General features: G+C 58.9%; 23 protein-coding genes. 9 read left to right on the top strand and 14 right to left on the bottom strand.

Translation table 11 applies throughout. The features are described 5' to 3' along the window. Nucleotides 1-56: 56 nt before the first annotated feature. Nucleotides 57-1,514: a benzaldehyde dehydrogenase gene (locus BKA12_RS10630; protein ID WP_183643586.1), complete on the top strand. Its 1,458-nt coding sequence runs from the start codon at nucleotides 57-59 to the stop codon at nucleotides 1,512-1,514. Nucleotides 1,515-1,580: 66 nt separating this feature from the next. Here BKA12_RS10630 and BKA12_RS10625 read toward each other — a convergent pair whose 3' ends face one another. The 5 genes from BKA12_RS10625 to BKA12_RS10605 form a co-directional block, all read right to left on the bottom strand. Continuing rightward, entirely contained in the window at nucleotides 1,581-3,983 is a 2,403-nt protein-coding gene (locus tag BKA12_RS10625; protein ID WP_183643583.1) for an ABC transporter permease family protein, read from the bottom strand. Further along, on the bottom strand, nucleotides 3,980-4,696 hold the full coding sequence (locus BKA12_RS10620) for an ABC transporter ATP-binding protein (RefSeq protein WP_071894620.1): 717 nt from the start codon (nucleotides 4,694-4,696) through the stop codon (nucleotides 3,980-3,982). The genes BKA12_RS10625 and BKA12_RS10620 overlap by 4 nt, the downstream gene beginning before the upstream one ends. Nucleotides 4,697-5,157: 461 nt before the next feature. Further along, complete coding sequence (locus BKA12_RS10615) at nucleotides 5,158-5,532, bottom strand: aromatic-ring-hydroxylating dioxygenase subunit beta (RefSeq protein WP_246361992.1); 375 nt, start codon at nucleotides 5,530-5,532, stop codon at nucleotides 5,158-5,160. Nucleotides 5,533-5,639: 107 nt separating this feature from the next. Then, on the bottom strand, nucleotides 5,640-6,857 hold the full coding sequence (locus BKA12_RS10610) for an NAD(P)/FAD-dependent oxidoreductase (protein WP_183643580.1): 1,218 nt from the start codon (nucleotides 6,855-6,857) through the stop codon (nucleotides 5,640-5,642). 50 nt (nucleotides 6,858-6,907) lie between these two features. Continuing rightward, the gene (locus BKA12_RS10605; protein ID WP_183643577.1) at nucleotides 6,908-7,255 is read right to left on the bottom strand and encodes a bifunctional 3-phenylpropionate/cinnamic acid dioxygenase ferredoxin subunit; all 348 of its coding nucleotides are present in this window, start codon (nucleotides 7,253-7,255) and stop codon (nucleotides 6,908-6,910) included. Nucleotides 7,256-7,656: 401 nt separating this feature from the next. Between BKA12_RS10605 and BKA12_RS10600 the strand changes: the two genes are divergently transcribed. Further along, nucleotides 7,657-7,917 (top strand): hypothetical protein, encoded by a 261-nt coding sequence (locus tag BKA12_RS10600; RefSeq protein ID WP_183643574.1) that lies wholly within the window; start codon nucleotides 7,657-7,659, stop codon nucleotides 7,915-7,917. 99 nt (nucleotides 7,918-8,016) lie between these two features. Here the strand turns inward: BKA12_RS10600 and BKA12_RS10595 are convergent, their stop codons facing one another. The 4 genes from BKA12_RS10595 to BKA12_RS10580 form a co-directional block, all read right to left on the bottom strand. Next, on the bottom strand, nucleotides 8,017-9,288 hold the full coding sequence (locus BKA12_RS10595) for an MFS transporter (RefSeq protein WP_183643572.1): 1,272 nt from the start codon (nucleotides 9,286-9,288) through the stop codon (nucleotides 8,017-8,019). Further along, nucleotides 9,281-10,171: an SGNH/GDSL hydrolase family protein gene (locus BKA12_RS10590; protein ID WP_246361674.1), complete on the bottom strand. Its 891-nt coding sequence runs from the start codon at nucleotides 10,169-10,171 to the stop codon at nucleotides 9,281-9,283. Before BKA12_RS10590 ends, BKA12_RS10595 begins: the two co-directional genes overlap by 8 nt. 195 nt (nucleotides 10,172-10,366) lie before the next feature. Further along, nucleotides 10,367-11,971 carry an MDR family MFS transporter gene (locus tag BKA12_RS10585; protein WP_183643569.1) on the bottom strand — a complete coding sequence of 535 codons (1,605 nt, stop codon included), beginning with the start codon at nucleotides 11,969-11,971 and terminating at the stop codon, nucleotides 10,367-10,369. Then, the gene (locus BKA12_RS10580) at nucleotides 11,971-12,618 is read right to left on the bottom strand and encodes a TetR family transcriptional regulator (protein ID WP_221228081.1); all 648 of its coding nucleotides are present in this window, start codon (nucleotides 12,616-12,618) and stop codon (nucleotides 11,971-11,973) included. The genes BKA12_RS10585 and BKA12_RS10580 overlap by 1 nt, the downstream gene beginning before the upstream one ends. Nucleotides 12,619-12,749: 131 nt before the next feature. Here BKA12_RS10580 and BKA12_RS10575 point away from each other — a divergent pair, with 131 nt between their 5' ends. Continuing rightward, entirely contained in the window at nucleotides 12,750-14,858 is a 2,109-nt protein-coding gene (locus BKA12_RS10575; protein ID WP_338087509.1) for an acetoacetate--CoA ligase, read from the top strand. Between the two features lie 4 nt (nucleotides 14,859-14,862). Here the strand turns inward: BKA12_RS10575 and BKA12_RS10570 are convergent, their stop codons facing one another. Genes BKA12_RS10570 through BKA12_RS10560 form a run of 3 tightly spaced genes read right to left on the bottom strand, consistent with a single transcriptional unit; the run spans nucleotide 14,863 to nucleotide 16,920 of the window. Next, nucleotides 14,863-15,813 carry an aldo/keto reductase gene (locus tag BKA12_RS10570; RefSeq protein WP_338087508.1) on the bottom strand — a complete coding sequence of 317 codons (951 nt, stop codon included), beginning with the start codon at nucleotides 15,811-15,813 and terminating at the stop codon, nucleotides 14,863-14,865. 15 nt (nucleotides 15,814-15,828) lie between these two features. Beyond that, on the bottom strand, nucleotides 15,829-16,446 hold the full coding sequence (locus tag BKA12_RS10565) for a malonic semialdehyde reductase (RefSeq protein WP_183643563.1): 618 nt from the start codon (nucleotides 16,444-16,446) through the stop codon (nucleotides 15,829-15,831). A gap of 42 nt (nucleotides 16,447-16,488) precedes the next feature. After that, nucleotides 16,489-16,920 carry a VOC family protein gene (locus BKA12_RS10560; RefSeq protein WP_183643560.1) on the bottom strand — a complete coding sequence of 144 codons (432 nt, stop codon included), beginning with the start codon at nucleotides 16,918-16,920 and terminating at the stop codon, nucleotides 16,489-16,491. A gap of 157 nt (nucleotides 16,921-17,077) precedes the next feature. Here BKA12_RS10560 and BKA12_RS10555 point away from each other — a divergent pair, with 157 nt between their 5' ends. The 3 genes from BKA12_RS10555 (at nucleotide 17,078) to BKA12_RS12300 (ending at nucleotide 19,447) form a co-directional block, all read left to right on the top strand. After that, the gene (locus BKA12_RS10555) at nucleotides 17,078-17,782 is read left to right on the top strand and encodes an IclR family transcriptional regulator (RefSeq protein WP_183643557.1); all 705 of its coding nucleotides are present in this window, start codon (nucleotides 17,078-17,080) and stop codon (nucleotides 17,780-17,782) included. A 138-nt stretch (nucleotides 17,783-17,920) separates the two neighbouring features. Then, nucleotides 17,921-19,042 (top strand): FAD-dependent monooxygenase, encoded by a 1,122-nt coding sequence (locus BKA12_RS10550; protein ID WP_221228080.1) that lies wholly within the window; start codon nucleotides 17,921-17,923, stop codon nucleotides 19,040-19,042. Nucleotides 19,043-19,054: 12 nt separating this feature from the next. Beyond that, nucleotides 19,055-19,447, top strand: coding sequence for a hypothetical protein (locus tag BKA12_RS12300; RefSeq protein ID WP_221228079.1), 393 nt, complete (start codon nucleotides 19,055-19,057; stop codon nucleotides 19,445-19,447). 7 nt (nucleotides 19,448-19,454) lie between these two features. On the opposite strand, the gene BKA12_RS10545 is transcribed toward BKA12_RS12300, so the two are convergent. Beyond that, entirely contained in the window at nucleotides 19,455-20,516 is a 1,062-nt protein-coding gene (locus BKA12_RS10545; protein ID WP_183643554.1) for a lactonase family protein, read from the bottom strand. Nucleotides 20,517-20,585: 69 nt separating this feature from the next. Between BKA12_RS10545 and BKA12_RS10540 the strand changes: the two genes are divergently transcribed. From BKA12_RS10540 to BKA12_RS10530, 3 genes are all read left to right on the top strand, one after another. Beyond that, nucleotides 20,586-21,416: a fumarylacetoacetate hydrolase family protein gene (locus BKA12_RS10540; protein WP_183643551.1), complete on the top strand. Its 831-nt coding sequence runs from the start codon at nucleotides 20,586-20,588 to the stop codon at nucleotides 21,414-21,416. Nucleotides 21,417-21,584: 168 nt separating this feature from the next. Further along, on the top strand, nucleotides 21,585-22,442 hold the full coding sequence (locus BKA12_RS10535; RefSeq protein WP_183643547.1) for an alpha/beta fold hydrolase: 858 nt from the start codon (nucleotides 21,585-21,587) through the stop codon (nucleotides 22,440-22,442). A 67-nt stretch (nucleotides 22,443-22,509) separates the two neighbouring features. Then, entirely contained in the window at nucleotides 22,510-23,097 is a 588-nt protein-coding gene (locus BKA12_RS10530; protein WP_183643544.1) for a DinB family protein, read from the top strand. Between the two features lie 33 nt (nucleotides 23,098-23,130). Here BKA12_RS10530 and BKA12_RS10525 read toward each other — a convergent pair whose 3' ends face one another. After that, on the bottom strand, nucleotides 23,131-23,976 hold the full coding sequence (locus tag BKA12_RS10525; protein ID WP_183643541.1) for an HpcH/HpaI aldolase/citrate lyase family protein: 846 nt from the start codon (nucleotides 23,974-23,976) through the stop codon (nucleotides 23,131-23,133). Nucleotides 23,977-24,029 lie beyond the last annotated feature (53 nt).

The following is a 24,029-nucleotide window of genomic DNA, read 5'->3' as shown; positions in this document are numbered from 1 at the left end:
CTATCTATCTATGTAGTGGATCACTTTCACCGCATATGACCAGCTTAAGGATGGCAATGACGCTCTTCGATCAGTCCACGTGGGAAAACAAGATCAACATCAATGGTTGGCGAGATGCCTCCACAACCGCCGATGCCCTCGAACCAGCGACGGGCAACAAACTCGCTTCGGTAGGCATGGCGAGCGTCGACGACGTCAAAGAAGCAGCACAAGTCGCTGCGAAGGCTCAAAAAGAATGGGCGACGAAGAAGCCTGAAGAGCGCGCTGCCATCCTCCGCAAGGCCGGAATGCTCTTCGAAGAGCACGCGCCAGAGATCCACGAATGGATCATGAAGGAGTCCGGTGCCATCCAGGGCAAAGCCGGCCTCGAAACCCACGTCGCCGCGAACGAGTGCTTTGACGCCTCCGCTCTCCCTCATCTCCCTCAAGGTGAAGTCCTCGCCTCGGACGACGATCGTTGGTCCTTTGCGCGCCGTCGTCCCGTGGGCGTCGTCAGCGTCATCGCGCCGTTCAACTTCCCGCTCATTCTTTCCATCCGAGCCGTGGCGCCCGCGCTAGCACTGGGAAATGCAGTCCTGCTGAAGCCGGACCCGCGCACTGCGGTGTGCGGCGGCGTCGTACTCATGCGAATTTTTGAAGAAGCTGGGTTGCCAGCTGGAGTGCTCAGCCTGCTACCGGGTGGAGCGGATGTAGGTGCGGCCGTTGTGGAGGCGCCCGAAGTCTCCGTGATTGCGTTCACGGGGTCCACGAACGCGGGCCGGAAGATCGGCGAAACCGCGGGACGCTTGCTCAAGCGGGCGCACTTGGAACTCGGTGGAAACAACGCGATGATCGTGCTTCCGGGCGCTGACTTGGCAAAAGCCGCTTCGGCAGCAGCTTTCGGCTCCTTCATGCACCAAGGCCAAATCTGCATGTCCACGGGACGGCACCTTGTCCACGAGTCCATTCACGATGAATACGTGGCCGCGCTCGCCGAAAAGGCGAAGCACTTGCCAGTGGGCAATCCCGCCACCGAGCAAGTTGCATTGGGTCCCATCATTGATGAGAACCAGCTCAAAAAGGTAGACGCCCTGGTCCAGGATTCCGTATTGCAAGGCGCCACTGTTACTGCTGGCGGCGCCATCAAGGAGGGCCTGTTCTATCAGCCCACCGTGCTCACGGACATGAAAGTTGAGCATCCAGCGTGGAACCAAGAGATCTTCGGCCCGGTAGCGCCTGTCATGAAATTCTCCACGGCTGAAGAGGCCGTCGAGCTCGCGAACAATAGCGATCTGGGACTGTCGATTTCAATTCTTGGCGACGTGGGGTTGGCGATGCAGATCGCTGACCAGCTCGATTCCGGCAAGGTACACATCAACGAACAAACGGTGATGGACGAATCGCAAGCGCCATTCGGCGGCGTCAAGAACTCCGGCAACGGAACGCGTATCGGTGGAGCGACCGCAAACATCGAATCCTTTACCGAGATTCAGTGGTTGACCATGCGCCCAGAGATTGCGCCGTACCCTTTCTAAGATAACGACGACGCAGCTTGGGTCACCCTTGAGTCGTTGCGGACACAAGGCTGACCCAAGCGACGATTACCGGCCGGTCGCCGCTGGTTGCAGGTAACGCCGGCCTTGAATGACGACCATCGCTATTACGAGTACGATTTCCATTGCGAGAATGATGGCCAGCAATCCCCACGGCACTACGAACCCGACCTTTTGCTGAGCAATAGACAATCCGGCAACAGGTACGGAAATAAGGACTCCAGCGAGGGTTCCCAGCGCCACGAGCGATAGAGTCTCTTTGGCGAAGACAGCCTTCAGCCAGCCGACCGATACTCCCAGCAGGTTGAGCTCCACACTTTGTTCGCCCAACGTCTTAAGACTTCCGTTAATGGCTCCAAGCACCATCGCCAAACTGATAAAGACGACCAGAAATATCAGCACATAATCTAGAGCACCGATCGAATGGCGATCCCCCTCGCGATACATCTCGATGGTGCGCTGGTCATAACCCTCGGACACGAGCGCGCTTTTAACTGCATCTCGCTGGTCGTCCGGAACGTTGGTGAAAACTCTGAACGTCGGCGCGACCTTGATGCCCAACTTTTCCGAGGACTCCGCCAAGATGATGGCGGGCGCCGCCTTAGACCATCGCCACTCAAGAGTGGCCTGAATGGCCGATGGCAGCGGAACGGGCTTCGGCTGGCTGGATCCACTTGTTAACCACAGCGAATTCGCGTCTTTAGGGTACGGGTTTCCGAATGAGTCGTTTCCAAAGAGAACTCCACCACCTCCAAGAACTTTCCTGATCTCAGCAGATACTGGTTTTTGAAAAATCGCCTCAAGATCCTCCACACTCTTGATAACCCGGACGCCACCAGTTCCTTCCGGTGAGGCCGTAATGCTGTCACGCTCGCCGAGATCTAACGAGCCAATCTCGATAGCCCGAGATTCCGGAATGACCGAGGAGATGATCCGCGAAACATCATTTCCAATTTTCGCCTGATCCACTTGGTAAAAAATTGCTTGCCCGGAAATGGGAGGTTGTCGATCCATTTCATTATTCATTTCAACTGTGGAGGCAATGAATGTTGAGAGCAGCAACAGGGGACCAGCCGTGAGCAGGGCACCCGTGAAGACCAAAGTCGGCGATCCAATATGTTTGCTCACGCGTGCTGCCGCATATTTGCTGGAGGGATTCTTGGCCGGAATGAATCGCACCGCCACCAATATCAGTTCAGGAGCAATCAGGGCGACCGAGGCGCAGATGATAATTCCCGTGATAAGTATCCGGTCAAAGGTGAACTGAGTGACAAATAGTGAAACTGCGATGCCCACAAATAGTGCGCTGAGAATCGCTCGGAACTTGAAGGCTTTGGGTTTGACGGATGCCATCTTTTGCGCACCACGCTTACGCCGCAAGTTCGTGAACCAAGAGTTTGTGATCACCAGAATGTGGGCGAGGAAAACACCCCCGAGAATTCGTAATACGGGATCCCACAGCGGCGGTACGCCGGAGAGCGGGCGTCCCAAAAATTCGGCGAGCAACGGGGAAAGTGCCAGGCTCATGCCGAAGCCGACAGTGATTCCGGCACCCGCATACAGAAGAAAAGTCACCAACTCCGCTTGAGCGACCACTCGGCCCGCCTTATTCGGGCTCAGGCCCTGAGTGACGAGTAATTCCGTGCGGCTGGTGCGGATACGTCTATTGAGAGACATCCCCAGGAATGCAATGAAGATCATCGCCGGAATGGCGATGTCTTTGTAGAGCCAATTCTGCCGATCCACATTGGTCGATCTTGAAGTCAACGCATTGCTCAATAAGGCGTCTTGCAAAAGGGGGATGCCGGATTGGGCTACGGCAAACTGATCTTCAAAGCCCGGCACGTCCGGAGCGTCCACCATCATCATTGCGATGCCGCCCAATCGTGGATGCGTACTGGTGGTGTCCGGCCACGGCCACGAAAGCCATGTCCCAGTATGCGCCAAGACACGCGGCGCATTTTCGGCAAACTTGTTGTTTGTAATCCCCACGACTGTTAATGGTTGCGGTGTGTGGCCGCTAATGGTGTCACCGATTTTTAGTTTGGTACTGCCAGCCACCACCACTTCGTTGACGGCCGCGGTAGACCGCCCTTCCACTAAGACATCGCCGAAAGCCGCCCCGCCACAGTCAGCGGTTGTTTCAAAATAGGAATAGTTGCCAATGTAGGAGCCAATCCGAAAGCACTGATTCCGCGCGCCGAGAGCTTGAAGCTCCTGCTCAATTTTGCGGAGATCGACCGACCCTGATTGCAAGTCCACGCCTTGATTCAGAGAAATGGAAATGTCCCGCCCACCGTAATTCAAAGCACGGTCACCTTCTGGCGAAATTTCAACGCGTGTAAGAACAATGAAAACCACGGTGAGGACTAAAGCTATGGCTCCTAGTGGAATAGCAAAAGGACGCTTGAGCCAAGAACGTAGGAAACGCCCGATGAGCCTGAAGGTCATGACCGGGCTTCCGCTCCAACTGCCACCAAGTGACCGTCTTCCATCCCAATGATCTCGTCCGCGAACTCGGACACTCCTTGATCATGAGTGGCGGCCAGAACCATGAAACCAGCGTCCGCCAACTCTCGAAAAAGACCGAATATTGAAAAGGAATTCTTTCGATCAAGCGCGCCCGTGGCCTCATCTGCAAGCAATATCCGCTTGTTTCCTGCAATCCCACGCGCAATACCGGCGCGCTGCTTCTGTCCACCGGAGACTTCATCCGGATAACGGTTTGCGAGTTCGGCGATTCCCACACGCTCCAGCGCCCCTTCTCCCGCGGTACGCGCCTCAACGGCAGAAATGCCCGCGATCTCCAGTGGCAAGGTCACGTTCTCTAGAAGCGTGAATTCGGGAATAAGTCGGTGGTCTTGAAACACAATGCCAAGTTGGCGCAATCTAAAATTGGAAAGTTCCGCTTGCGATAACTCTGAAACGTTGGACTCATTAACCCAAATCTCGCCGCTCGTCGGTGTCTCCACACCGGAAATGAGGTGCAGTAGCGTCGACTTACCGCAGCCACTTGGCCCCATCAAACACGTGAAAGTCCCAGCTGAAATCTCTAACGTCACATCGTCCACGGCCGTGACCGTCTCCGATTTTGAATAAAACTCTTTAGTCAGATTCCTAAGCCGAATGGCGGGGACATCGACGAGAGCGAAATTGGATTTCATTGGGCTAGCAGACTCCGTTTCCAGCCCACGAAGTCATCCGATCATTGGCAGCGCTAGAAACATTGGTGAGTGCAAAACCTGCAGTCCTCGCACCTAAACCATTTTGATGATACGAATCATCATAAATACAAATCCAGTTACTGTTGTAACAGTAGGTAGAATTTACGGCCTGCGCAATCGTTGGCACTAGCGCGACTGGCGCCAGCCCAGCCACCAATACGGCTGTAAAGAATCCTTTTTTTCAAGTCCCATCCTAGCTCCTTTGTTAGATCGAAAACTTAGACAGATCCTCGAAGTAGCTCGAGGATAACCTCGACCACTCATTAACATCAATAGTTTTTCCAAAACTTACTATTCTTGCAACGATTAAAGAACCGATCCCTCCGGCGGGAGCCGTCTAGAACGTGATGACAATCTTGCCGGCCGATTCGCCTTTCTCCATGGCCTGGAATCCTTCGTGACTACGCTCGAGCGGCAACGCGCAGGGTATCGATCCGGCCGCCCGCGTAGATATCCGTTTCCGTCTGGAGACGGTTGCGGTAGACCAAGAACGCGCTGCGGACCGTGAGCTGGTTCTCGCCCGAATGGCGGACCATCACGTTAGAAATCAGGTGGCGCGTGCGCGATGGAGGATCTTCGGCCCAGGCCATGCCGGAGTCGTAGCGGCGGATGCGCCACGCGAGCGATTCCTTCGTCTCATCGAAGTACGCGGCCTCGCCAAGCGAACCCACTCTGAGTGCTGCCTGACGGCGCAAACGGTTGGTGCGCAACGGCGCCCAGTAGAAAAGGTCATCGTCGAAGATCTCCAGCCAGTCCGCAAAGCGGCCATCATCCAGCAGCTCTGCTTCGTGATAGAAGAATTGCGCTACCGGTGCGTGAGCTCAGCGTCAGCGAGCCGCTCCGCGTACACTCCAACATTTTCAGCCGTTTCAGTCATGAGAGCCTACTTCGCCAGTTTCTTGAGATTGATGCTGGAATCTGCGAGCTGTGCAGGATCCACGGGGATTTTCTTGTCGATGATCCGGCGGGCAGCGCGCACGGCGAGCGCATCATCGATCGCTGCGCACCCCACGAGTTCGCCGTTTTCGTTGAGGCGGAATGCCGCGGCAGGGACGCCGTCGACTTCACGAATCACCGTCTCGCCGTGCTCGGTCCACATAGTGCCGACGCCTTCAACGTGCACGCCGTGGCGATCAGACCAGAACCATGGCGCCGAATGCACGGGCAGATCCTGACCCAAGATGGCAGCCGCGGCCGTCTTGCCCGTGTTCATGGCGTGCTCCCAGTGCTCCGCGCGGCGCAAAAGCGTGCCGTCACGCAAGCGGGTGCGGGACGAGTCCCCTACCGCGTACACGTTCGGGTGCGTGGTGCGTTGGGCTTCGTCCACGAGCGTGCCGTTATCTTCCTCAAGGCCCGCGTCTTCCGCGAGATCCGTGAGCGGGATAATGCCAATTCCTACCAGTACGACGTCGCTCGCGTACGTTTCGCCCGATTCGACGCGGACATTCGTCCCGTTTTCATCGACGAAGATCTCGAGCGGAATACCCTGGACAACGGTGATGCCCTTGTCCGCGTGCATTCCATGGAGGCGTTTGGCGAGCGTCTCGCCCACCGCGGGGATCAGCGGCGTCTCAGCCGGATCGATAAGTGTGACGGTGGCGCCGTGCTTGAGAGCGCTCGAGGCTACCTCGGCGCCAATCAAACCAGCACCGATGATGGTGAGGCGCTTGCCGCCAGCGATTGCCTCACGCAGCTTGTCCGAGTCTTCTTTAGTACGCAGCTGCAACACGGTGTCCAGATCGTTGCCAGGAATGTGCAGCTTGCGAGCCACACCACCGGTGGCCAGCACAATGACTTCACCCGGAATCTTCGTTCCATCCTCAGCCACCACAACGCCCTCATGAGGGTGGATCGAGACGGCTTTCTGGGGAACTACCTCGACGTTATTTTCCGCGTACCAGTCCTCCTTGATCAGGTGAATTTCTTCAGCTGAGCGCTCTTGAAGGAAGTACTCCTTTGAAAGCGGCGGACGGTCATACGGAGTGCCGTACGGATCGAGAATCGAGATAGGACCCTCATAGCCGCGGCGGCGAAGTTCGTGGGCGGTGGAAAAACCACCCATTCCGCCGCCGACTATCGCGACGGATTGTGGCGAAGTCATAGTGCTGTGTCCTTTGTAGCTGAAGCTGCGTACTGAAAGTTCTGTGGGACCTAGGCCTGTTCGGCGGTAGGAACGTTGGGGTACAGAAGAACGTCCCCGTCAACGACCTCCACCTTGTGCGTGCGTGCTGCGATGGTGGCCGGCATGCACATGGCTTCGCCGGACTTCAAGCAGAACTTGGCCGAGTGTACGGGGCACTCAACTTCCGTTCCTTCAATCCAGCCGTCAGCTAAGGACGCCGTCTCATGCGTGCATTCGTCGTTGAGTGCGTAGAAGTTGCCGTCTTCCGCGTGGAACACCGCAATGTCCTCTTCCGTGCCAGCTTCCGCTGCCGGGATGACCCTTGCTTCGCCTTCGTCGATGTCGTCTACAGATCCGATGTTGATTGGTTCGCTCATGGTGTGAGTCTCCTTAGCCTTCGTTGTTCTCATGCCATGCGGGGGTGTTCATGACCTTCGCCCAGTGCTTATAAAAGGCACGGCCCGCGGCATCAGAGTACAGCTCGCTGGTCTGGCCCGGCGCTCAACACCACCAAGGGACCGACGAAGGTCGGCTACAACCGCTACGTCACCTACTACACGGGCACGTGGACCTATAACACTATCCACAAGGCCTGGGTTGCAGACGACAAGCCATACTTTTCGGCGCCGATCAAGGGGGCTTTGTGCGGCACTGAAGTCAGCGTCTACGTGTACCGAGCCGTTGATGTTCAGCGTCCAAACGACACGTGGGAAACCGTGGCATTTATCCGCGGCCCCGCGTCGCTCTAGAACCCATTACTTCTACAAAGGAGCAGCCCGTGAACAACGTAGGTTCAGGAACCACTATTTCAGCCCCGGCCACCGAGGCTCCGGCAACAGAGGCACCAGCCACCGAGAGCTCTTCGCTGAACTCGAGCTCGAGCGCCACCCAAGTTGCGGAGGCTCAGAAGTCGTCAGCTCCGGCCGCCAAGCCGTCTGAGACCAACAATGCTCAGCCCTCCGAAAGCGCATCAGCTCCAACGTCGCAAGCAGCAGGCCAACCGGAAAACGACGGAATGATTACCTACGCCGTGATCTAAAGCCTCAGATCACGAAACTAACGACGGGATTTCCCTGCACCGACAAGCTTCGGTGCCGGGAAGCGTCGTTTAAGTCGCCGGAGGTTCCAGGCGAAGAATCTAAGGGACCGACTTGATGCGGTACACCAATACGGCCGCCAGCAATCCGATCGCCGCGGCCAAGATAAACATGACCCGGTATCCACCCAGCTGCGTGACGGCGATGAGCGCGATCGTCGGTGCAATGACCTGCGGCAAAGACGCCGCGATATTGACGACGCCGAGGTCCTTCGCGCGGTTCGCGGAAGAAGGCAAAACCTGCGTCAAGAGCGCGAAGTCCACCGCCAAATACGCGCCAAAACCGGCACCCAAAACCGCTGCGCCAACAACGGCTGCCGGGAAGACGGGCGCGAAGGCCATGATCAACGCGGCCACGGCAATGAGGGCAGATGATCCCGCCACAAACACGCGCCGCTTACCCACGGCATCGCTCCAGCGGCCGGCAAGAACGGTGGTGGCAATCGTCATGACTGCGTACACTCCGGTCAGTACCAGCACACCTCCCGCAGGATCCGGATGCTTGATCACGTCAGTGAGGAAGAACAGCAAGTACACGATCGTGAGTTGGTTGCCCACGAACATCAGGAAACGCGTAATCCACGCCCAGGCAAAATCCGGATACTTGCGCGGGGAAACCCAGAACCCTGCCAGGAATTCGCTCCATTTCCATGGCGAAACCAAGGAACGAGGCAGTGCCGGATCATCGCCCACAAACAGATACAGCACCACGCTCAAGGCGATGAGCACAGTACACAGCAAGTACCCCAGCGGCACATTGCCATTAATGACAAAGCCAATCACGGCGCCGGTCAGGATGCCGAGCGTCTGCCCCATCGCCGCAAAACCGCCGACGGATCCTCGCTGCTCCACCGGGACTCTGTCTGGAATAGCCGCAAAAATCGTGGAATACATGGCGTTCGCGCCGAGCTGCAAAGCGCTCCAGGCCAACACCATCACGGCTACAGAAGTAGCACCGGACATGACCAGCAACGCCGCCACGGCAATGATGACTCCGCCCAAAACCCACGGCCGACGGCGCCCGAATCGCGACGAAGTCCGGTCAGAAAGCGCGCCCGTCAGAGGATTAGCAAACAACGCCACCATGGCACCGCACGCGGTCACGAGCGAGAGAATGGCTTCCTTCTGAGACTCATCAATCGCCGTGGCCTGCAGGCCAATCAACACATTGATCGGCGCAAAGAACGCCACATTGATGCCCCAGTTGACGGCAACAACACTGCTCACCCATCGGGAACTGACGCGCCGAGTGGGCTCGGCGAGTGCCTCTGGCACATCGGCAGAACCGGAAGCCACGGAAGGCGCGTCACTCATTCTTCGATCCTAGTGACGCAAACGCGTCTTGCCCTAGTCTGCGAAGCCGCTTTCGGTAAAGTCTCTTCATCCCATCCGCGGGACGGATCGGCTCAGGCCACCGCGGGGACAACGAGTCTCCCAACGTCACGCCCCGCCGACGCCGCCCGAACATGGGCATCACAAACTCGCGCCACCACTCCACTTCGCGAACGGTGTAGCCCACCGGCCCCACGCGCTTCGTGCGCCCAAAAGGTTCAAACTCCAAGAAGTGGTCAATGCCGAACAGCTCCAGAAACTGAATGGCTAGATAGCGATGCCCTGCACGGTTCATGTGCAATTTGTCGACATCCCACATGCGTTGATCCGAAAACGCATCCAGCGTCCAGTAGTCCAGCAGCACGGCCCCACGATCAGCGTTGTCCGCCACGAGTTGCCGCACGGCATCGTTGAATTGATGATTTCGCCGCTTCATAGGGCCGAAAACGGGATTGAGCGGAACATCAAAACCGGTAAACAGCACTACTTGGGCGCCGGACGAGCACAATCGGTCCACGGCCGCCGCGTACCGCGCCAGCAAATCATCCATGTCTTGACGCAATTCCAGAATGTCATTTCCGCCCGCATAAAAGGAAATGAGCGTTGGTTCCATGGCGAGAGCCACGTCAATCTGTTCGTCCACAATGGGATCCAAGCGCCGGCTTCGAATGGCCAGATTCGCATACTCCCAGGCCGGATCCACCTTGGAGAGCTGCTTCGCCACACGATCCGCCCACCCGCGCACCCCATTGGGCAAGCGCGGATTCCAGTCCCCCACACCCTCGGTAAACGAGTCGCCAATGGCCACAAATCGCCCCGGTTGTTGCGCGAGCCGGGCGCCGCCAGCCATCAGATAATTCGGCATACCCTCGACCCTAGAAACACAATCTGGACAGTTGCTTAATTCTGGGTGAACAAAACACCGCGCGGCCGGTGCCACACCCGCCAAGCGTGCGCGCTTAAAGCAAGCGGCGCCGTCGTAATTTAGAAGTACGACGACGCCGCTAGCGTTCATTTATCCCCTGGCGAAAGCGGGAATGACAGTGAGTGAGGGCGAGGTTTAGCCGCGCTCGATCTTCGTGGCGAGAGGCTTCTCGTAGACGAAGAAGAGGGCAATGATGCCGATCAACATGACCGGAACGAGCCAGAAGAACAACGGAACCAAAGCTTCGTTGTAGGCACCGATCACGATGTCCTTGAGCTGGTCAGGCAAGCTGTTAACGAGCGCCGGTGTGAGCGACGAGCCAGCATGCTCGCCACCCCCGCCTGCCGACTGCGGCAAACGCTCTGACAAGAAGTCCTTCAAGCGCGAAGCGAAGACGGAACCCACCACTGCGGAACCGAGCGTTGCGCCGACCTGGCGGAAGTAGTTCTGACCGGCGGTTGCCGTTCCCACCATGGAGATGTGGAAGGAGTTCTGAGCGACCAAGGTCAGGAGCTGCATCGAAGCACCCAAGCCAATGCCCATCACGCCAAGGTAGGCGCAAATGAGCCAGACCGGGGCGTCCGCGTGAAGCGTGGAAAGCAAGTACAAGCCAAGCGCCGTCACGATGGAACCGGCGATCATGACCTTCTTGTAGCGGCCGGACGCGGAGACGTAGCGACCCACGAACACGCTGACGATCAGGAGGGAAGCCATCATCGGAATCATGAGCAAGCCTGCCTGGGACGGGCCGAAGCCCGTGACCATCTGCAAGTAGGTAGGCATGTAGCCAATAGCGCCGAACATCGAAATGCCGGTCACCAAACCAGCCACCGTGGTGAGGTTGAAGTTCTTGTTCTTGAACAAGGCCAACGGAATGATGGGATTCGCAGCCTTGGATTCAACCCACACGAACAATGCGGCAGCAATCACGGCAGCAGCGATCAGGCCGAGGATTTCAGGAGAACTCCATTCGTACTGGTTGCCGCCCCACGTTGCCATCAAGACGATGGATGCCGTGGCGATAGCAATCAGAACCATGCCAAGGTAGTCGATCTTTGGACGCGTCTCGTGAACAGGCTTGTGAATATGGAGCAACGTCACGCACGCAACAAACGCGATGATGGCCAATGGCACGTTCATCCAGAATGCCCAACGCCAGCCGGGACCTTCAGTGAGCCAGCCGCCCAACAGCGGACCAGCGACGGAGGAGAACGCGAAGACGCCACCCATGACGCCCATGTACTTACCGCGCTCACGCGCAGGAACCACGTCAGCGATGATCGCTTGCGACAAAATCATGAGGCCACCGCCGCCGATGCCCTGAATGGCACGAGCGAAGATCAGCAGGTTCATATCCGGCGACAACGCACCGATGACACTGCCGGTCAAGAACATGATGATGGCGAACATCAAGAGCGGCTTGCGGCCGAAGATGTCGCCCAACTTTCCGTAGACGGGCATCATGATGGTGCTGGTTAGGATGAACGCCGTGATGACCCACGACATATGCTCTACGCCGTTGAGCTCGCCCACAATCGTAGGAAGTGCTGTGGAAAGCACCGTCTGATTGAGCGAAGACAGCAGCATAGAGAGCATGAGGGCCGCAAAGATGAGGCCTAAGTGTGCGGTCTTCTCTTGAACTACCGGGATAGCACCGGTCTCTAAGTGTGAATTAGTAAGAGGCTGTTGACTCGCCTCTTGAGTCGCTGAGACGGCGACCTCTTCATTAGTAGCGCTCATTATTTGCTTTCCAGGATGTTTCTAAAGGTTTCAATGGAGTGAATGATTGCGTCTGAATCTCGATGCAATGCAGATTCACCCTCTTTTTTGAAGGCGTGAAAAAGGATGATGTTGGCCAGCATGATGGCGGCTTCCGCGTCCTCGTGGCTGAATCCATCAGGTATTGGCTCTTCGTTGCCGTCGGCAATTTCTTCTTCAGCCCGCTCGAGCTCTTTCATGAGCATGTCCGAGACAGCGCCCATGTGAGCCTTCATGCGGAGCGCCAATTCAGGGTGCTGGCTGACCAGCTCCTTACGGCGCTTCATGTCAGCAGTACGGCCCAACTGGTCCATAGCAGAGGTTTCGCGCACCGTGCCTCGAACGAGCCTCGTGAGACGCACGAGTGCAGGTTCTTGGCTGGCGCGGAATCGCTCCCGAACTTCGTCGCTCAGTTGCGGGGTTCGCAACCCCAGGAGCGCGTCTTCTTTAGAGGGGAAGTAATTAAAGAAGGTTCGGCGAGAGATTCCAGCGCGCTCGGCGATGGCGTCAATGGTTGCCACAGCAAGGCCGTCAGATAGCGCAAGGTCCAAAGCGGCAGTGTGGATCTGAGTCCAGGTCTCCACTTGGCGTCGCTCGCGCAGGGATGGTTCAGGTTTGCATTCACTCACCCGACTACTTTATTGCACCAGTGCAATATTGCACAAGTGCATGTATTCTTAGTCGCGCCGCTCTATGACGTAGCGTTCTTTCACTAAAATTAGGTGTCTCAGCGCGCTGACTTACTATCGAATTCATGAACGTGACTACCACCACAACGTCGGGTGCAACGCCGCACCAGCTTCCTTTGGAAACCACCATCAACCGCGGAGCGATCACATGGGAACCCAGCGAAGAGTTCACGAAAAGCACCACACTCTGGCACTTCATGCAATGGACGCTGGAACACCGCGGCATTGAGTTGAAAACTTACCGCGACGTCCTCAAGTGGTCTGTTGATGACACGAGTGGCTTCTGGGATGCCGTGCGCCGTTTTTATGGGGTCATCGGTGAGGGCTTCGGGGACACCGAGCGCGCACTCGCAAGCGAGCAGATGCCTGGGGCCGTTTGGTACCCGGAGGCGAAGATCAACTTCACCGAAAACGTGCTGAAGTACGCACAGAACCCTGAGCAGCGGGACGAGCTCGCGCTGTTGAACGTCACCGAAGATGGCACTCAAACGCGCTTCTCTTGGGCCGAGCTCGAGAACAACGTGGCCCAATTGGCTCAACTTCTCAAGGATCGTGGCGTTCAGCCTGGTGATCGCGTCGCCGCGTATTTGCCGAACATTCCGGAAGCGTTGATCGGGCTGTTGGCCGCCGCCTCGATCGGCGCAGTCTGGACCATCAACTCCCCTGACCTCTCGGTGCAAGCAACGCTGGATCGTCTCAAGCAGCTCGAGCCAAAGGTGTTGTTCGGCGTTGACAGCTACCAGTTCAACGGCAAGATCATTGATCGCTCCGCGCAGCTCAGGGAGATCGCGGACGAAATCCCGAGCGTCACGACGCGAATCCTCGTGCCCACGCTGGATCCGGGAAATTCCGCAGAACTCACGGACGGTGTCCTGAGCTATCGCGCGGCGCCGAGCGGCGGCGTCGTACAGGAAGAACCGTTGGCCCCCGCGACGCCGAACTACGAGCGCGTCCCGTTTGCGCACCCTCTGTGGGTCCTGTTTTCCTCCGGAACCACGGGCAAGCCGAAGGGCATAGTGCACGGGCACGGCGGCATGGTGCTCGAATCGCTCAAGGGCCCCGGACTCAACCATGACATGCGCCGCGGCGACCTCTACTACGTCGCAGCGAACACCTCATGGATGGTGTGGAATACGCTCGTCAACAACCTGATCACCGGCGCTTCCGTGGTCACCTACGCGGGCTCGCCCATGGCCGGCCGCGTGGATCACCAGTTCAAGATCATCGCCGAAACCGGCGCCACGATGTTCGCCACCGGCGCCGCTTACCTTTCCCTCGTGGAAAAGTCCGGACTGGTCCCGGGTGCCGAATACGACTTGTCCAAGATGCGCTCAATCCTGTCCACCGGTTCGCCGTTGCCGGACTCGACATGGGCTTGGGTGCACACGCACGTGCGACCCGATGTGCACTTGGGATCTGACTCCGGCGGCACAGACATCTGCAGTGGTTTCTTGGGATCGAACCCGTTGGAGCCGGTGCGATTGGGCGAACTGCAGGGACCGCAGCTCGCGGTGGCTGTTGAAGCTTGGGATGACAGCGGACGCCGCGTCTTCAACGACGTGGGCGACATGACCATCACCCGTCCCATGCCGTCTATGCCTGTGTTCTTCTGGGGCGACGAGGACGGTCAGAAGTACCGCGATGCGTACTTCGAGAAGTTCCCGGGCGTCTGGACGCACGGCGACTGGATCTCCGAGCTGCCTTCCGGCGGCTTCATTGTGCACGGTCGCTCCGATGCCACGCTCAACCGCCAAGGCGTGCGCTTGGGATCGGCTGATATTTACAGTGCGATGCAGCACATTCCGGAGGTCACCGATTCGTTGGTGATTGGCGTGGAGGAAGCCGACGGCGGGTACTACATGCCGCTGTTCGTGGTGCTTCGCGATGGCCAGACCACCGAGAACGGCAAGGTCAGCGAGGAACTTTCGGATCGGATCAAGACCACCATCCGCTCGCGCACCTCAGCTCGCCACGTCCCTGATGAGATCATCGCGGTGCCCGGCGTGCCCACCACGCATGCTGGCAAGCGCACCGAAGTTCCCGTGAAGAAACTCTTCGCCGGTCACGATCCCGAGCGCGCCATCAACCGCGGTTCGCTACAGAACCCGGAGACCATCGACTGGTTCGTGGCTCGTGCCAATGCGTACCGCGATCGGAAGATCACGTCCGCGAAGCAGTAATCCCTTACGGAACTTTCGCCCCGCGCGCGGCCGTCCACAAGCGGTACCAGTCTTCGCGACTCATCCGCTCAGCGACGGCCGCAGCGTCAGCACTCGCGGCGATGCGCGCAGGATTCGTGGTGCCCAGCACAGGCCGCACACCCCACGGAAGCTTGAGCAAGAACGCCAGAACTACGGCCTCGGCGGAGCAATCGAGACTCTTTGCGATATCGCCGACGAGCTCGCGGGTGGCGAGCACTTCCGCGTCAGCTTCTCCCGTTCGCGACGGGTCATAGAGGCCACCTGCCAGCGGCGACCACGCCTGGATCTCAACGTTTTTCTCGAGGCAATACTCAACGAATCCGGATTCCACGGGCTCATCCGAAGCAATAAAAAGAATGCTCGAGTCCAGCAGATTCCGGTGCTGCAGGCTCAGCTGAATTTGCGCCGCGACAGGCGCTTCGCCGAAAGCGCGTTCAAACGCGCTCATTTGGGCCGCCGACATGTTCGAGACGCCGAAGCGCTTGACGAGCCCGTCCTCGCGCAGCTTACCGAGCGTCTCCGCGAGCTCGTCCCACGAGGTCAGCGGGTCCGGACGGTGGATGAGCAAAGTATCCAGCTGCGGGATTCCCAGTCGTTCCGCAATTCGTACGACGCCGCCGCTTACGTGAGCGGGCGAGGAATCGTAGCGCTGCGGGTCACCGAGGATGATGCCGACTTTGGATTGAATGCTGATGGTTTCGCGCAATTCGGGGCGCTCAGCGAGCACTTTCCCGAAGACTTCTTCCGCGCGGCCATCTTTATAGATGTCAGCGTGATCAAAGGTGGTGATGCCTGCTGCGAGCACGGCATCGATGGCGTGATGGGCTTGAGCCACCAGTTCGTTTTGGTCCGGGCGTCCCGCGAGAGCGCCCGGACCCCACGGGCCACCAAGGCCCATGCATCCGTAAATGAGTGGTGATTGTTGTGTAGTCACCGCTCCAGCCTAGAGCTAGACGGTCTCCGTCTGCTGGTCAAAGCTCAGACGAGGTGCGCGTGGGCGGTAAGCGTTCTCGCCGGCGCGGCCAAAGTTGACCACCATGAATGCGCTCAAAGCGGTTCCTTCGAAGAACTCCTTGTTGACGCCATCCACGCTGAAGCCGGCCATTGGACCGGTCGCGAAGCCCAAAGCGCGCAGGGCAAGAATGAAGTAGCCACCCTGCAAGTGGGAGCTCAGCTCGCCCATGCCGCGGCGTGCCTTTGCGTCGGCACCGAGCTTCTCGCTCATGCCAACTGCGTGTGGTGCCACGAGACCCATGTGCTCCGAGTACGAATCGTCGTAGGACAGGATCGCGGTCATGGGAGCGGAGAGGGTCTTCTCCTTGTTGTTGGAAGACATGTGCTCGGCCAGACGCTCGCGAGCTTCGCGCGACTTCACCCAGGTGATGCGCATGGGCTGCGAGTTCATGGCCGTCGGGCCGAGTGCAACTAGCTCCTGGATCTTCACGAGATCCTCGTCCGCAACCACGTTCGTCTCATCGAAGCGGTACGCGGTGCGCGCCTCCACAAAGATCTGGTTCAGCGCGTCCTGTGCAATGGGTGGGTTCCCGGCAAAAGCTTCAATAGTCATTAACCAAGTATCGCCCAAGTCAACCAACGGATCAGCGGAAGGTTACTCCGCTGCAGCCTCGCCCTTCGGGCCCGCTACGATGAACATCCAGTTGATGCCGAACTGGTCAACAAACATGCCGAAGTAGTCGCCCCACGGAGCCTGTCCCAGCGGCTGGAGGACCTGGCCGCCGGCTGCGAGCGTATCGAACTTGTCCTGGACGCTCTCGTAGTCCTGGGAGAACAGTGCGATCGAGAAGCCGCCATGCTTCTGAACTTCCATGTGCGCCGGGGTGTCCGAGGCCATGATGAAGGCGCCTTCTTCGGTCTCCAGCTGCGCATGCATGATGAGGTCGGCGTCCGCCTCACCCTGGCTCATGCCGAATTCGGAGAACGTATTCATATCCAGCTTGCCGCCGAGTACGGAGTGGTAGAACTCCATGGCCTGACGTGCGGTGTTTTCGAAAGTGAGGTACGTCGCGAGCTTGTAGGTCATCGTGTGCCTTTCATGGTGAATCAAGACAAAAGGGTGTTGCGGCGCTAACTAGTCCACGTGTTTCGGCGCCGCGAAAGGCCTCTGAGTTGTGGGTTTACGAGAAGGCGCGCAAGTCACTCTCGCGACACAGAATCGGCGGACATGTCATGATCATTGAATGCCGAGCACGCCCGAATCCCCCACGCCCGCCGCCTCCCGCACTTCGGGAGCGCAGACGCTGGCACGCGGCATCGATGCGCTCAAATTCATTGCCGCTCGCGAGGGCGTCACGGTGGTGGAAGTTAGTGAGCATCTGGGTGTGCACCGCACGGTGGCTTACCGGCTGCTCAACACCCTGGCTGATGCGCTGCTGGTTTTCCGCGGGCCGGACGGGAAATATCGGGGATCGTTCGGACTGGCGCAGTTGGCCGTATCTGCCTACTCGAACCTTCGCGAGGTGGCGCTGGGACCGATGCAGGCGTCGTCGGACGCCTTGGGAGTGACGGTAGCGCTCATTGTTTCTGAGGGCGATATTGCCCGCGCGGTACTGGTGGTGTCGCCACGCAACGGCGCATATCACGTGGTGTTCACGGAAGGCAGCACGCATCCGCTGGACCGCGGCGCTGCTGGCCACGCGATCTCATCGCTGCTGCCCCACGGACCGTCCGCGCACCCTGAGGTGATCGCGGCGTCAACGCGGGGCTACACCAAGACTTTTGGCGAAGTGGAACCGCATATGTATGGATTTGCGGTTCCACTCCAGTTGCCGCACGGCGGGCCCGCGGCTTGCTTAAACGTGATCACTACCCGTTCTGATATTGAGCACGACGCCGTAGCTCGTCTCCAGCGGGCCGCTCAGGACATGCTGGTTGCGCTGGGCTAATTGCCTGAACATGCGTTCCATCAGACGGCACGCTGTACTTGACCTAGCTCACTAACACGTCTTGAATTGACTCAAATTTGCAAATAACGGCAGATGATGTGCGTTATTTGCACAATAATTCTGAAGCAAGGCGGAATCATGGCAACTACGGACACTGACGTCCCAGAAACTGCAGTCCAGGACACCGAAGTTCTTATTGTTGGCGCGGGGCCAGTTGGCCTCATGCTCGCCAACATCTTGGGCATGTACGGCCGCAAGGTGGTGGTCCTTGAAGCGATGGACCAGCTCATCGACTACCCGCGCGGTGTGGGACTCGACGACGAGTCCTTCCGCACCATCCAGACCGTGGGCCTCGTGGACACCGTCCGCCCACACACTTCCCCACAGCACATCATGCGCTTGGTCAACGGCGCCGGAAAGGTCATCCTCACCAACAACCCCAAGACGGACGAGTTCGGATGGGATCGCAAGCACAGCTTCATCCAGCCCGAGGTTGATAAGGCGCTCTACGAGGGCCTCGCGCGCTTCGACAACGTGGAAGTTCACTTTGGCCACCGCGTAGAGAACGTTGAGGAAGACGCAAACGGCGTCACCGCCATTGCGCTGGTCTCTCAGGACGACGACACCTTGGTGGAGCGCCGCTTCCGTGCCCAGTACTTGGTGGGTTGCGAAGGCGGCAAGTCCCCTACGCGCAAGCGCATGGGCGTCTCCTTCGAGGGCGAATCTCCTTCCACCCGCTGGTTGGTGGTTGACGTCAACAACGATCCACTCGGCACTCCGAATGTCTTCTTGGGCGCAGACCCGAAGCGTCCGTACGTTTCCATTGGCTTGCCCCACGCCGTCCGCCGTTGGGAGTTCATGCTCTTGGATCACGAAACCGAAGAGCAGGTCACGGATCCCGAATTCGTAAACCGGATGCTCAAGGATCACGTGCCGGATCCGGCGAGCCTGGACTACATTCGCCGCCGTGTTTTCACGCACCACGGCCGTATTGCTGGCTCCTTCCGCAAGGGCCGCCAGATCATCGCCGGCGACGCTGCGCACCTCATGCCCGTGTGGATGGGTCAGGGCTGGAACTCCGGCATGCGCTTCAAGCCAATGCCTCGCTACACCGAAGGCGTGCTCGCGGATCCTTCTACCCGCACACCAGGCCGCGCGACGTCCCACATCGTCTCCAAGATGATCCCCGTGCTGACAGCTAACAACACGGTCTCCCCAGTAGGCGTGCAGTTCCCGCAGTACCGCTTCAACACCTCCTAGCAGAAGAACGCATTGCTTGACGACGTCATCGGCAACTGGTGGACCGTCATTGTCTGGGGCAACAGCCCCAAGGACGTGCTTCCCGAAGCTGCGCTCGAGAAGCTCCGCGGTCTTGGCGCCAAGCTTGTCTCGATCGTTCCGGAAACGCAGCGCGAATGGGCCGAGAAGTACATGGACAAGGACGTCATGGTTCTTGGCGATCACACGGGCCGCATGAAGAAGTGGTTCGATGACCGCCCCACCCCGATGATCTTCCTGCGACCAGACCGCTTCGTGGCAGGCGCGTGCCTCAACCAGCACGGACCGGCCACCCTCGAAGCGATCCTCTCTGCGCTCAAGTTCAAGCAAGGGACTGGCGCACCTTCTGACCGAGTTCCATCTGGAGTCCGAGGAGCTTCGTACTAACTCTCCCCTACGGCAAGAACGCAAACCAGGCCGGGTTTTCGCCAGTCTGGACGCGGCATACCAAATCCAGCACCGAAGGATAATGAGCGTCGACGGCGGACGGATCATGGTCATGATTCACGCGATACACAGACGCGTGACTCGAGGTCTCGCCGCCCACTACGAAGTACTTTCCGTCTGGCGAAACGGCGGTGGCTCGCGGCCGCTCTTCGGTGCGGATGTGTTCCAGGACTTCGAGTTCGGGCTCGTCCGCTACGGTCTCTGCGGTGTGGCGAATCGCCGTCACCGTGCTGGTGGTGCGCTCGGTCGCGAAGATCAGTTCGCAGGTCGCCTGGACGTCGGCCGCCCAGATCGGGCGGGCGGGGACCTCCGGGCCACCGGGGTAACGTGCCACGCCGCGCGTGAGTCCGGCGCCCTCGGGCACCATCGACACCCGCGTAAGTTCTGTCAGCTCACCCGTAGCAACATCGCGCCGGAACTCGATGACTTCACCGGTCATCTCCGTCACGGCCAACAAGGTCTCGTCATTCACAAATGCCAAATGGCGCGGGCCGGCGCCGGAGGGAGTTACGGAACGCAAGCTGCGGCGTCGTAATTCAGAATTCTCTACGGAATACGCGGCAATCACGTCAGCCCGCAGCGAGGTCGCGTAGGTATGGCGGCCGTCCGGGGCCGTGATGATGCAGTGCGCGTTCTCGCCGAAGCTATCCGTTTGGGCGGGCGCGCTAGGCATGCCATCCGGGTTCAGCGGGACGTACGCGATGTTGCCGTCGTGGTAGCTGGCACTCCACAGCGCGTCCTCGGCCACGGAAATGTAGGCGGTCTGGTGCGGAAGATCGAACGATCCGGCCGGCTCAATATCGCCGTTCTGGAAGACGTTGAAGACCGTCACGTGCGAAACTCTGCCCGTCTGCGACGCATACAGACGCTGCTCGCGAGCGTCATACGCGAGACAATTCACGCCCTCATAGCCGTGCAAAACCTCGATGCGCTCCAGAATTCCGCCGGAAAAACGGTGTAATTCAAGAGTGCCCTCCGCACGACACGCAATCACTAAATGGCAATTCATGGCAGCCCTTTCGTTCCACTGTTTGAAACGGTATCTGAAATTCGGGGGCAAACGTGATGAAGTTGCAATATGAGACTTGCAACGCTTCGCCGAGACGGCAACCCTGCGGACACTTTCGCCGCCATTATTGAGAACGACGCCGCCACTGAGCTTTCCGGGTTCGCCGACGTTGGCGCTTTCCTTGCGAGCGGTCAATCCGTGGATTCGGTGGAGCGTTTAGCTTCCATTCCCTTGTCTTCTGCTTCGTTTGCGACGCTGGTGACTTCTCCTTCCAAGGTCTTTTGCATTGGTTTGAACTACCGCAACCACATCGCCGAAACCGGTAATGAAGTGCCAAAGTTCCCCACGATCTTCACGAAGTTCGCCGATTCGTTGTGCGGTCCTCAGGATGAGATCGAGATTCCTGCCGAGGATCACCGCATTGATTGGGAGGGTGAGCTCGCGATTGTGATTGGTGCAGGTGGGCGCCGGTTGTCCGAGGCTGATGCTCTGGAAGCGATCGCCGGTTACGCCGTGTCCAACGACGTTTCCATGCGCGGCTACCAGGGCCGAACGCCCGAGTGGACCCAGGGCAAGTGCTGGGACTCCGCGACGCCCGTGGGGCCGTACTTGGTTTCGCCGGAAGAATTTGAAGTTGGCGCGCGGATTGTCACGCGTGTGAACGGTGAAGTGGTGCAGGAGGATTCCACGGCTGATCTGGTGTTTTCGCCGGCTGCGCTGGTTGCTTACTGCTCTACGTTGGTTCGCTTGCGCCCCGGCGACTTGATCCTGACCGGTACGCCGGCGGGCGTGGCACTGGGTCGCCGAAATGCTGAGGGACGCCATCCGTGGCTCAAGGCCGGGGATGTGCTCGAGACCGAAATTGAGGGTCTCGGCGTGCAGAGGAATGTTTTCAAGTAAAAAGTTCCTCGGCGGGACTTTTTGAACGAAGCCCGAATAAGGCCGGACTCGAAAACTTCCCCCGTGGAAGTTTTCGCCAATCGTGCCGTCCTCTGGAACGCGCACTAGAGCCGTGCTCATGTTGTCCCTAGGCTGAAAGAAATGCCTCGATCAACACCTAGGAGTCTCATGAGCACGGTTGCCATTCCGGAATACACCACGGATAAGTTCTTCGGCATCGAAGACAAGTGGCTGGAGACCGCTCCCGGCGAGCTGACGCACTACCACGAGGTGGGCGAAGGCGCCCCGATCCTCTTCCTCCACGGCTCCGGCACGGGCGTGACTGCTGCCGCGAACTGGTGGCTGAACTTGCCTGAGCTGTCCAAGGTGGGACGCTGCATTGCGATCGACTCGATCGGATACGGCCAGTCCGTAGTTGCCGAGGGCACCGAGTACGGCATCAAGGAATGGGTTCGCCACGCGGTGCGCGTTCTGGATGCTTTGGGCATCGAGAAGACCTGGATTGTGGGCAACTCTTTGGGTGGATGGCTGGCTTTCCAGTTCGCCATCGATTTCCCGGAGCGCCTCTTGGGCATCATCTCGATGGGGACCGGCGGAGCTAAGCTCACGGGCGCTCTCAAGGGTCACTCCAACCCGCAGCTGACTGAAGAAGGCATCCGCAACACCCTCGAACTCTTCGTGGTGGACAAGTCCCTCGTCACGGATGAGCTCGTGAAGCTGCGCTACGCGTCGGCTTTGAACGACACCGCCTCGGATCGTCTCAAGGAAGTTGTTGAGGCCCGCGACCGCGACCGTATTGAACTTCCGTTGGACTTCGACGTGCTTTCCAAGCTCGAGGTTCCCGTCCTCCTGATCCACGGCGTCCAGGACGTTGTCATCCCGGTCTCCCGCACGTGGGAAATCCTCAACATCATCCCAAATTCCGACGCTCACATCTTCAGCCAGTGCGGCCACTGGTCCCAGGTGGAACGCGCGGACGAGTTCAACAAGGTCATCACGAGCTGGCTCAAGGCTCGCGGGGTCTAGGCCTCGCGAGCCTCATCTCGCAGGGGCTCATCTCACGGGGGTCTCCGCCCTGCTGTAGCGTGTCCTCATGACAGCTACTTGGTACGAAGGAGACGACAGCGAAAACCCTTGGGAGCCGCCACTTGCGGGCACCGAAGCGGAGCACCTGTTGGGCGCTTTGGATCGATTGCGCGCAACCTTCCGATGGAAGGCCGGCGGCCTCACGGCCGAGCAATTGGCCACGCGCTTGGGCCCTTCTGCGCTGACGATTGGCGGCCTACTCAAGCACCTGACTGGCGCCGAGACGGTGAAGGCTACGTGGGATCTCTTCGGCAGCAACCCCGGCGAGCCATGGGCGTCGCTTGAAGATCATGATTGGCCGTTCACCTCTGCGGCTGAGGACTCCCCCGCGGCTCTCTACGAGAATTACGACGCCGCTGTATTGCGTTCGCGCTCGGTTCTTGCGGAAGCCATCGAGAAAGATGGGTTAGACCAGCCCATCTTTCTCAGCGAGACGTGGGGAACCACAGTGACCCTGCGACGCATCATCTGCGATCTCATTGAAGAGTACGGTCGGCACACCGGTCACGCAGATCTCATCCGCGAGTCAATCGATGGTCGCGTCGGCGAAGATCCCCCAGCCCACTGGCGACCGGAGGGTCACAGAGAAAGCTGAGCTGCGTCGTCGTACTCAGAAAGAAACGGAAATTTAGGCGTTCCAGAGGCCGTACGAGTCCGCGAGGCCCGCGATCTTCTGAGCGCGAGCCAGACGCGGCAGGTAGGAACCGTCCCCGACCTCGGCGCCGGCCGCGTGTGCCTCGAGCATCTGCTGTGCCCACTTGAGCTCGTCGTCGCTCGGGGACAGACCCTTGTTCACGGCATCCGCGTGCTCGATTGCCAAGGCAAGCTTTCCGGTCATGCCCATCTGAGCGGTGGTCTTGCACTCCTCGACTACCTCGCCGGTTGCGGCGGTAACAGCAGCCGGGCCATCGATGGCGCCCGGGAGGCGGCCAACGCGGGAAGCGACCACGAGCTTGCCGCGGGCATACGCAAGAGCCAGCGGGTCATCGCCAACGCCGGTGTCCTTACGGAAATCGTTGGTACCGAAAGCCAAGCGGAAGGTGCCAGGCGCGCTAGCGATTGCGGTGGCGTTCTCGATGCCCAGTGCAGACTCGATCAGCGCGAGAACCGGGATACCTGCGCGCAAACGCATGGCGGTGTAGGCAACCTGCTCTGGCTTCTCAGTCTGAGCGAGCATCACGCCGCGCAAACCCTTCGCGGAGCTGAGGTCCGCAAGGTCCGTCGCCCAATCATCCGTGTCAGGAATGTTGACGCGCACCCATGCGGTCATGCCCGTGTTGAGCGCCTCGACAACAGCCGCGCGAGCTTCAACTTTCTTCTCCTCGGGAACGCTTGCCTCGAGGTCAAAAATCACGGAATCCGCTTCAGACGCGAGAGCTGGTGCGAAAAGTTCCGGCTTCGAGGCGTTGACAAGAAGCCAGGAGCGAGAAAGTTTTGCGGGAAGAGCTGCTGCGCGTCGGTTACGAAATGCCATGTGTTCCAGCCTATCCACCTGAATGGGTGCTTGGCGCTTTTGTTCATAGTGGT

Origin of the sequence: Neomicrococcus lactis (genome assembly GCF_014200305.1) — a bacterium.
Lineage (GTDB): Bacteria > Actinomycetota > Actinomycetes > Actinomycetales > Micrococcaceae > Neomicrococcus > Neomicrococcus lactis.
Note: the sequence above shows the minus strand (reverse complement) of the source record. Positions and strands in the feature narration are given on the sequence as shown.

What these genes read in the sequence shown, in the direction of transcription:
- BKA12_RS10630 (WP_183643586.1), top strand. Translation starts at nt 57, where the DNA reads ATGACGCTCTTCGATCAGTCCACGTGGGAAAACAAGATCAACATCAAT.
- BKA12_RS10625 (WP_183643583.1), bottom strand. Translation starts at nt 3,983, where the DNA reads ATGACCTTCAGGCTCATCGGGCGTTTCCTACGTTCTTGGCTCAAGCGT.
- BKA12_RS10620 (WP_071894620.1), bottom strand. Translation starts at nt 4,696, where the DNA reads ATGAAATCCAATTTCGCTCTCGTCGATGTCCCCGCCATTCGGCTTAGG.
- BKA12_RS10610 (WP_183643580.1), bottom strand. Translation starts at nt 6,857, where the DNA reads ATGACTTCGCCACAATCCGTCGCGATAGTCGGCGGCGGAATGGGTGGT.
- BKA12_RS10605 (WP_183643577.1), bottom strand. Translation starts at nt 7,255, where the DNA reads ATGAGCGAACCAATCAACATCGGATCTGTAGACGACATCGACGAAGGC.
- BKA12_RS10595 (WP_183643572.1), bottom strand. Translation starts at nt 9,288, where the DNA reads ATGAGTGACGCGCCTTCCGTGGCTTCCGGTTCTGCCGATGTGCCAGAG.
- BKA12_RS10590 (WP_246361674.1), bottom strand. Translation starts at nt 10,171, where the DNA reads ATGCCGAATTATCTGATGGCTGGCGGCGCCCGGCTCGCGCAACAACCG.
- BKA12_RS10585 (WP_183643569.1), bottom strand. Translation starts at nt 11,971, where the DNA reads ATGAGCGCTACTAATGAAGAGGTCGCCGTCTCAGCGACTCAAGAGGCG.
- BKA12_RS10565 (WP_183643563.1), bottom strand. Translation starts at nt 16,446, where the DNA reads ATGACTATTGAAGCTTTTGCCGGGAACCCACCCATTGCACAGGACGCG.
- BKA12_RS10560 (WP_183643560.1), bottom strand. Translation starts at nt 16,920, where the DNA reads ATGACCTACAAGCTCGCGACGTACCTCACTTTCGAAAACACCGCACGT.
- BKA12_RS10555 (WP_183643557.1), top strand. Translation starts at nt 17,078, where the DNA reads ATGCCGAGCACGCCCGAATCCCCCACGCCCGCCGCCTCCCGCACTTCG.
- BKA12_RS10550 (WP_221228080.1), top strand. Translation starts at nt 17,921, where the DNA reads ATGGCAACTACGGACACTGACGTCCCAGAAACTGCAGTCCAGGACACC.
- BKA12_RS10545 (WP_183643554.1), bottom strand. Translation starts at nt 20,516, where the DNA reads ATGAATTGCCATTTAGTGATTGCGTGTCGTGCGGAGGGCACTCTTGAA.
- BKA12_RS10540 (WP_183643551.1), top strand. Translation starts at nt 20,586, where the DNA reads ATGAGACTTGCAACGCTTCGCCGAGACGGCAACCCTGCGGACACTTTC.
- BKA12_RS10535 (WP_183643547.1), top strand. Translation starts at nt 21,585, where the DNA reads ATGAGCACGGTTGCCATTCCGGAATACACCACGGATAAGTTCTTCGGC.
- BKA12_RS10530 (WP_183643544.1), top strand. Translation starts at nt 22,510, where the DNA reads ATGACAGCTACTTGGTACGAAGGAGACGACAGCGAAAACCCTTGGGAG.
- BKA12_RS10525 (WP_183643541.1), bottom strand. Translation starts at nt 23,976, where the DNA reads ATGGCATTTCGTAACCGACGCGCAGCAGCTCTTCCCGCAAAACTTTCT.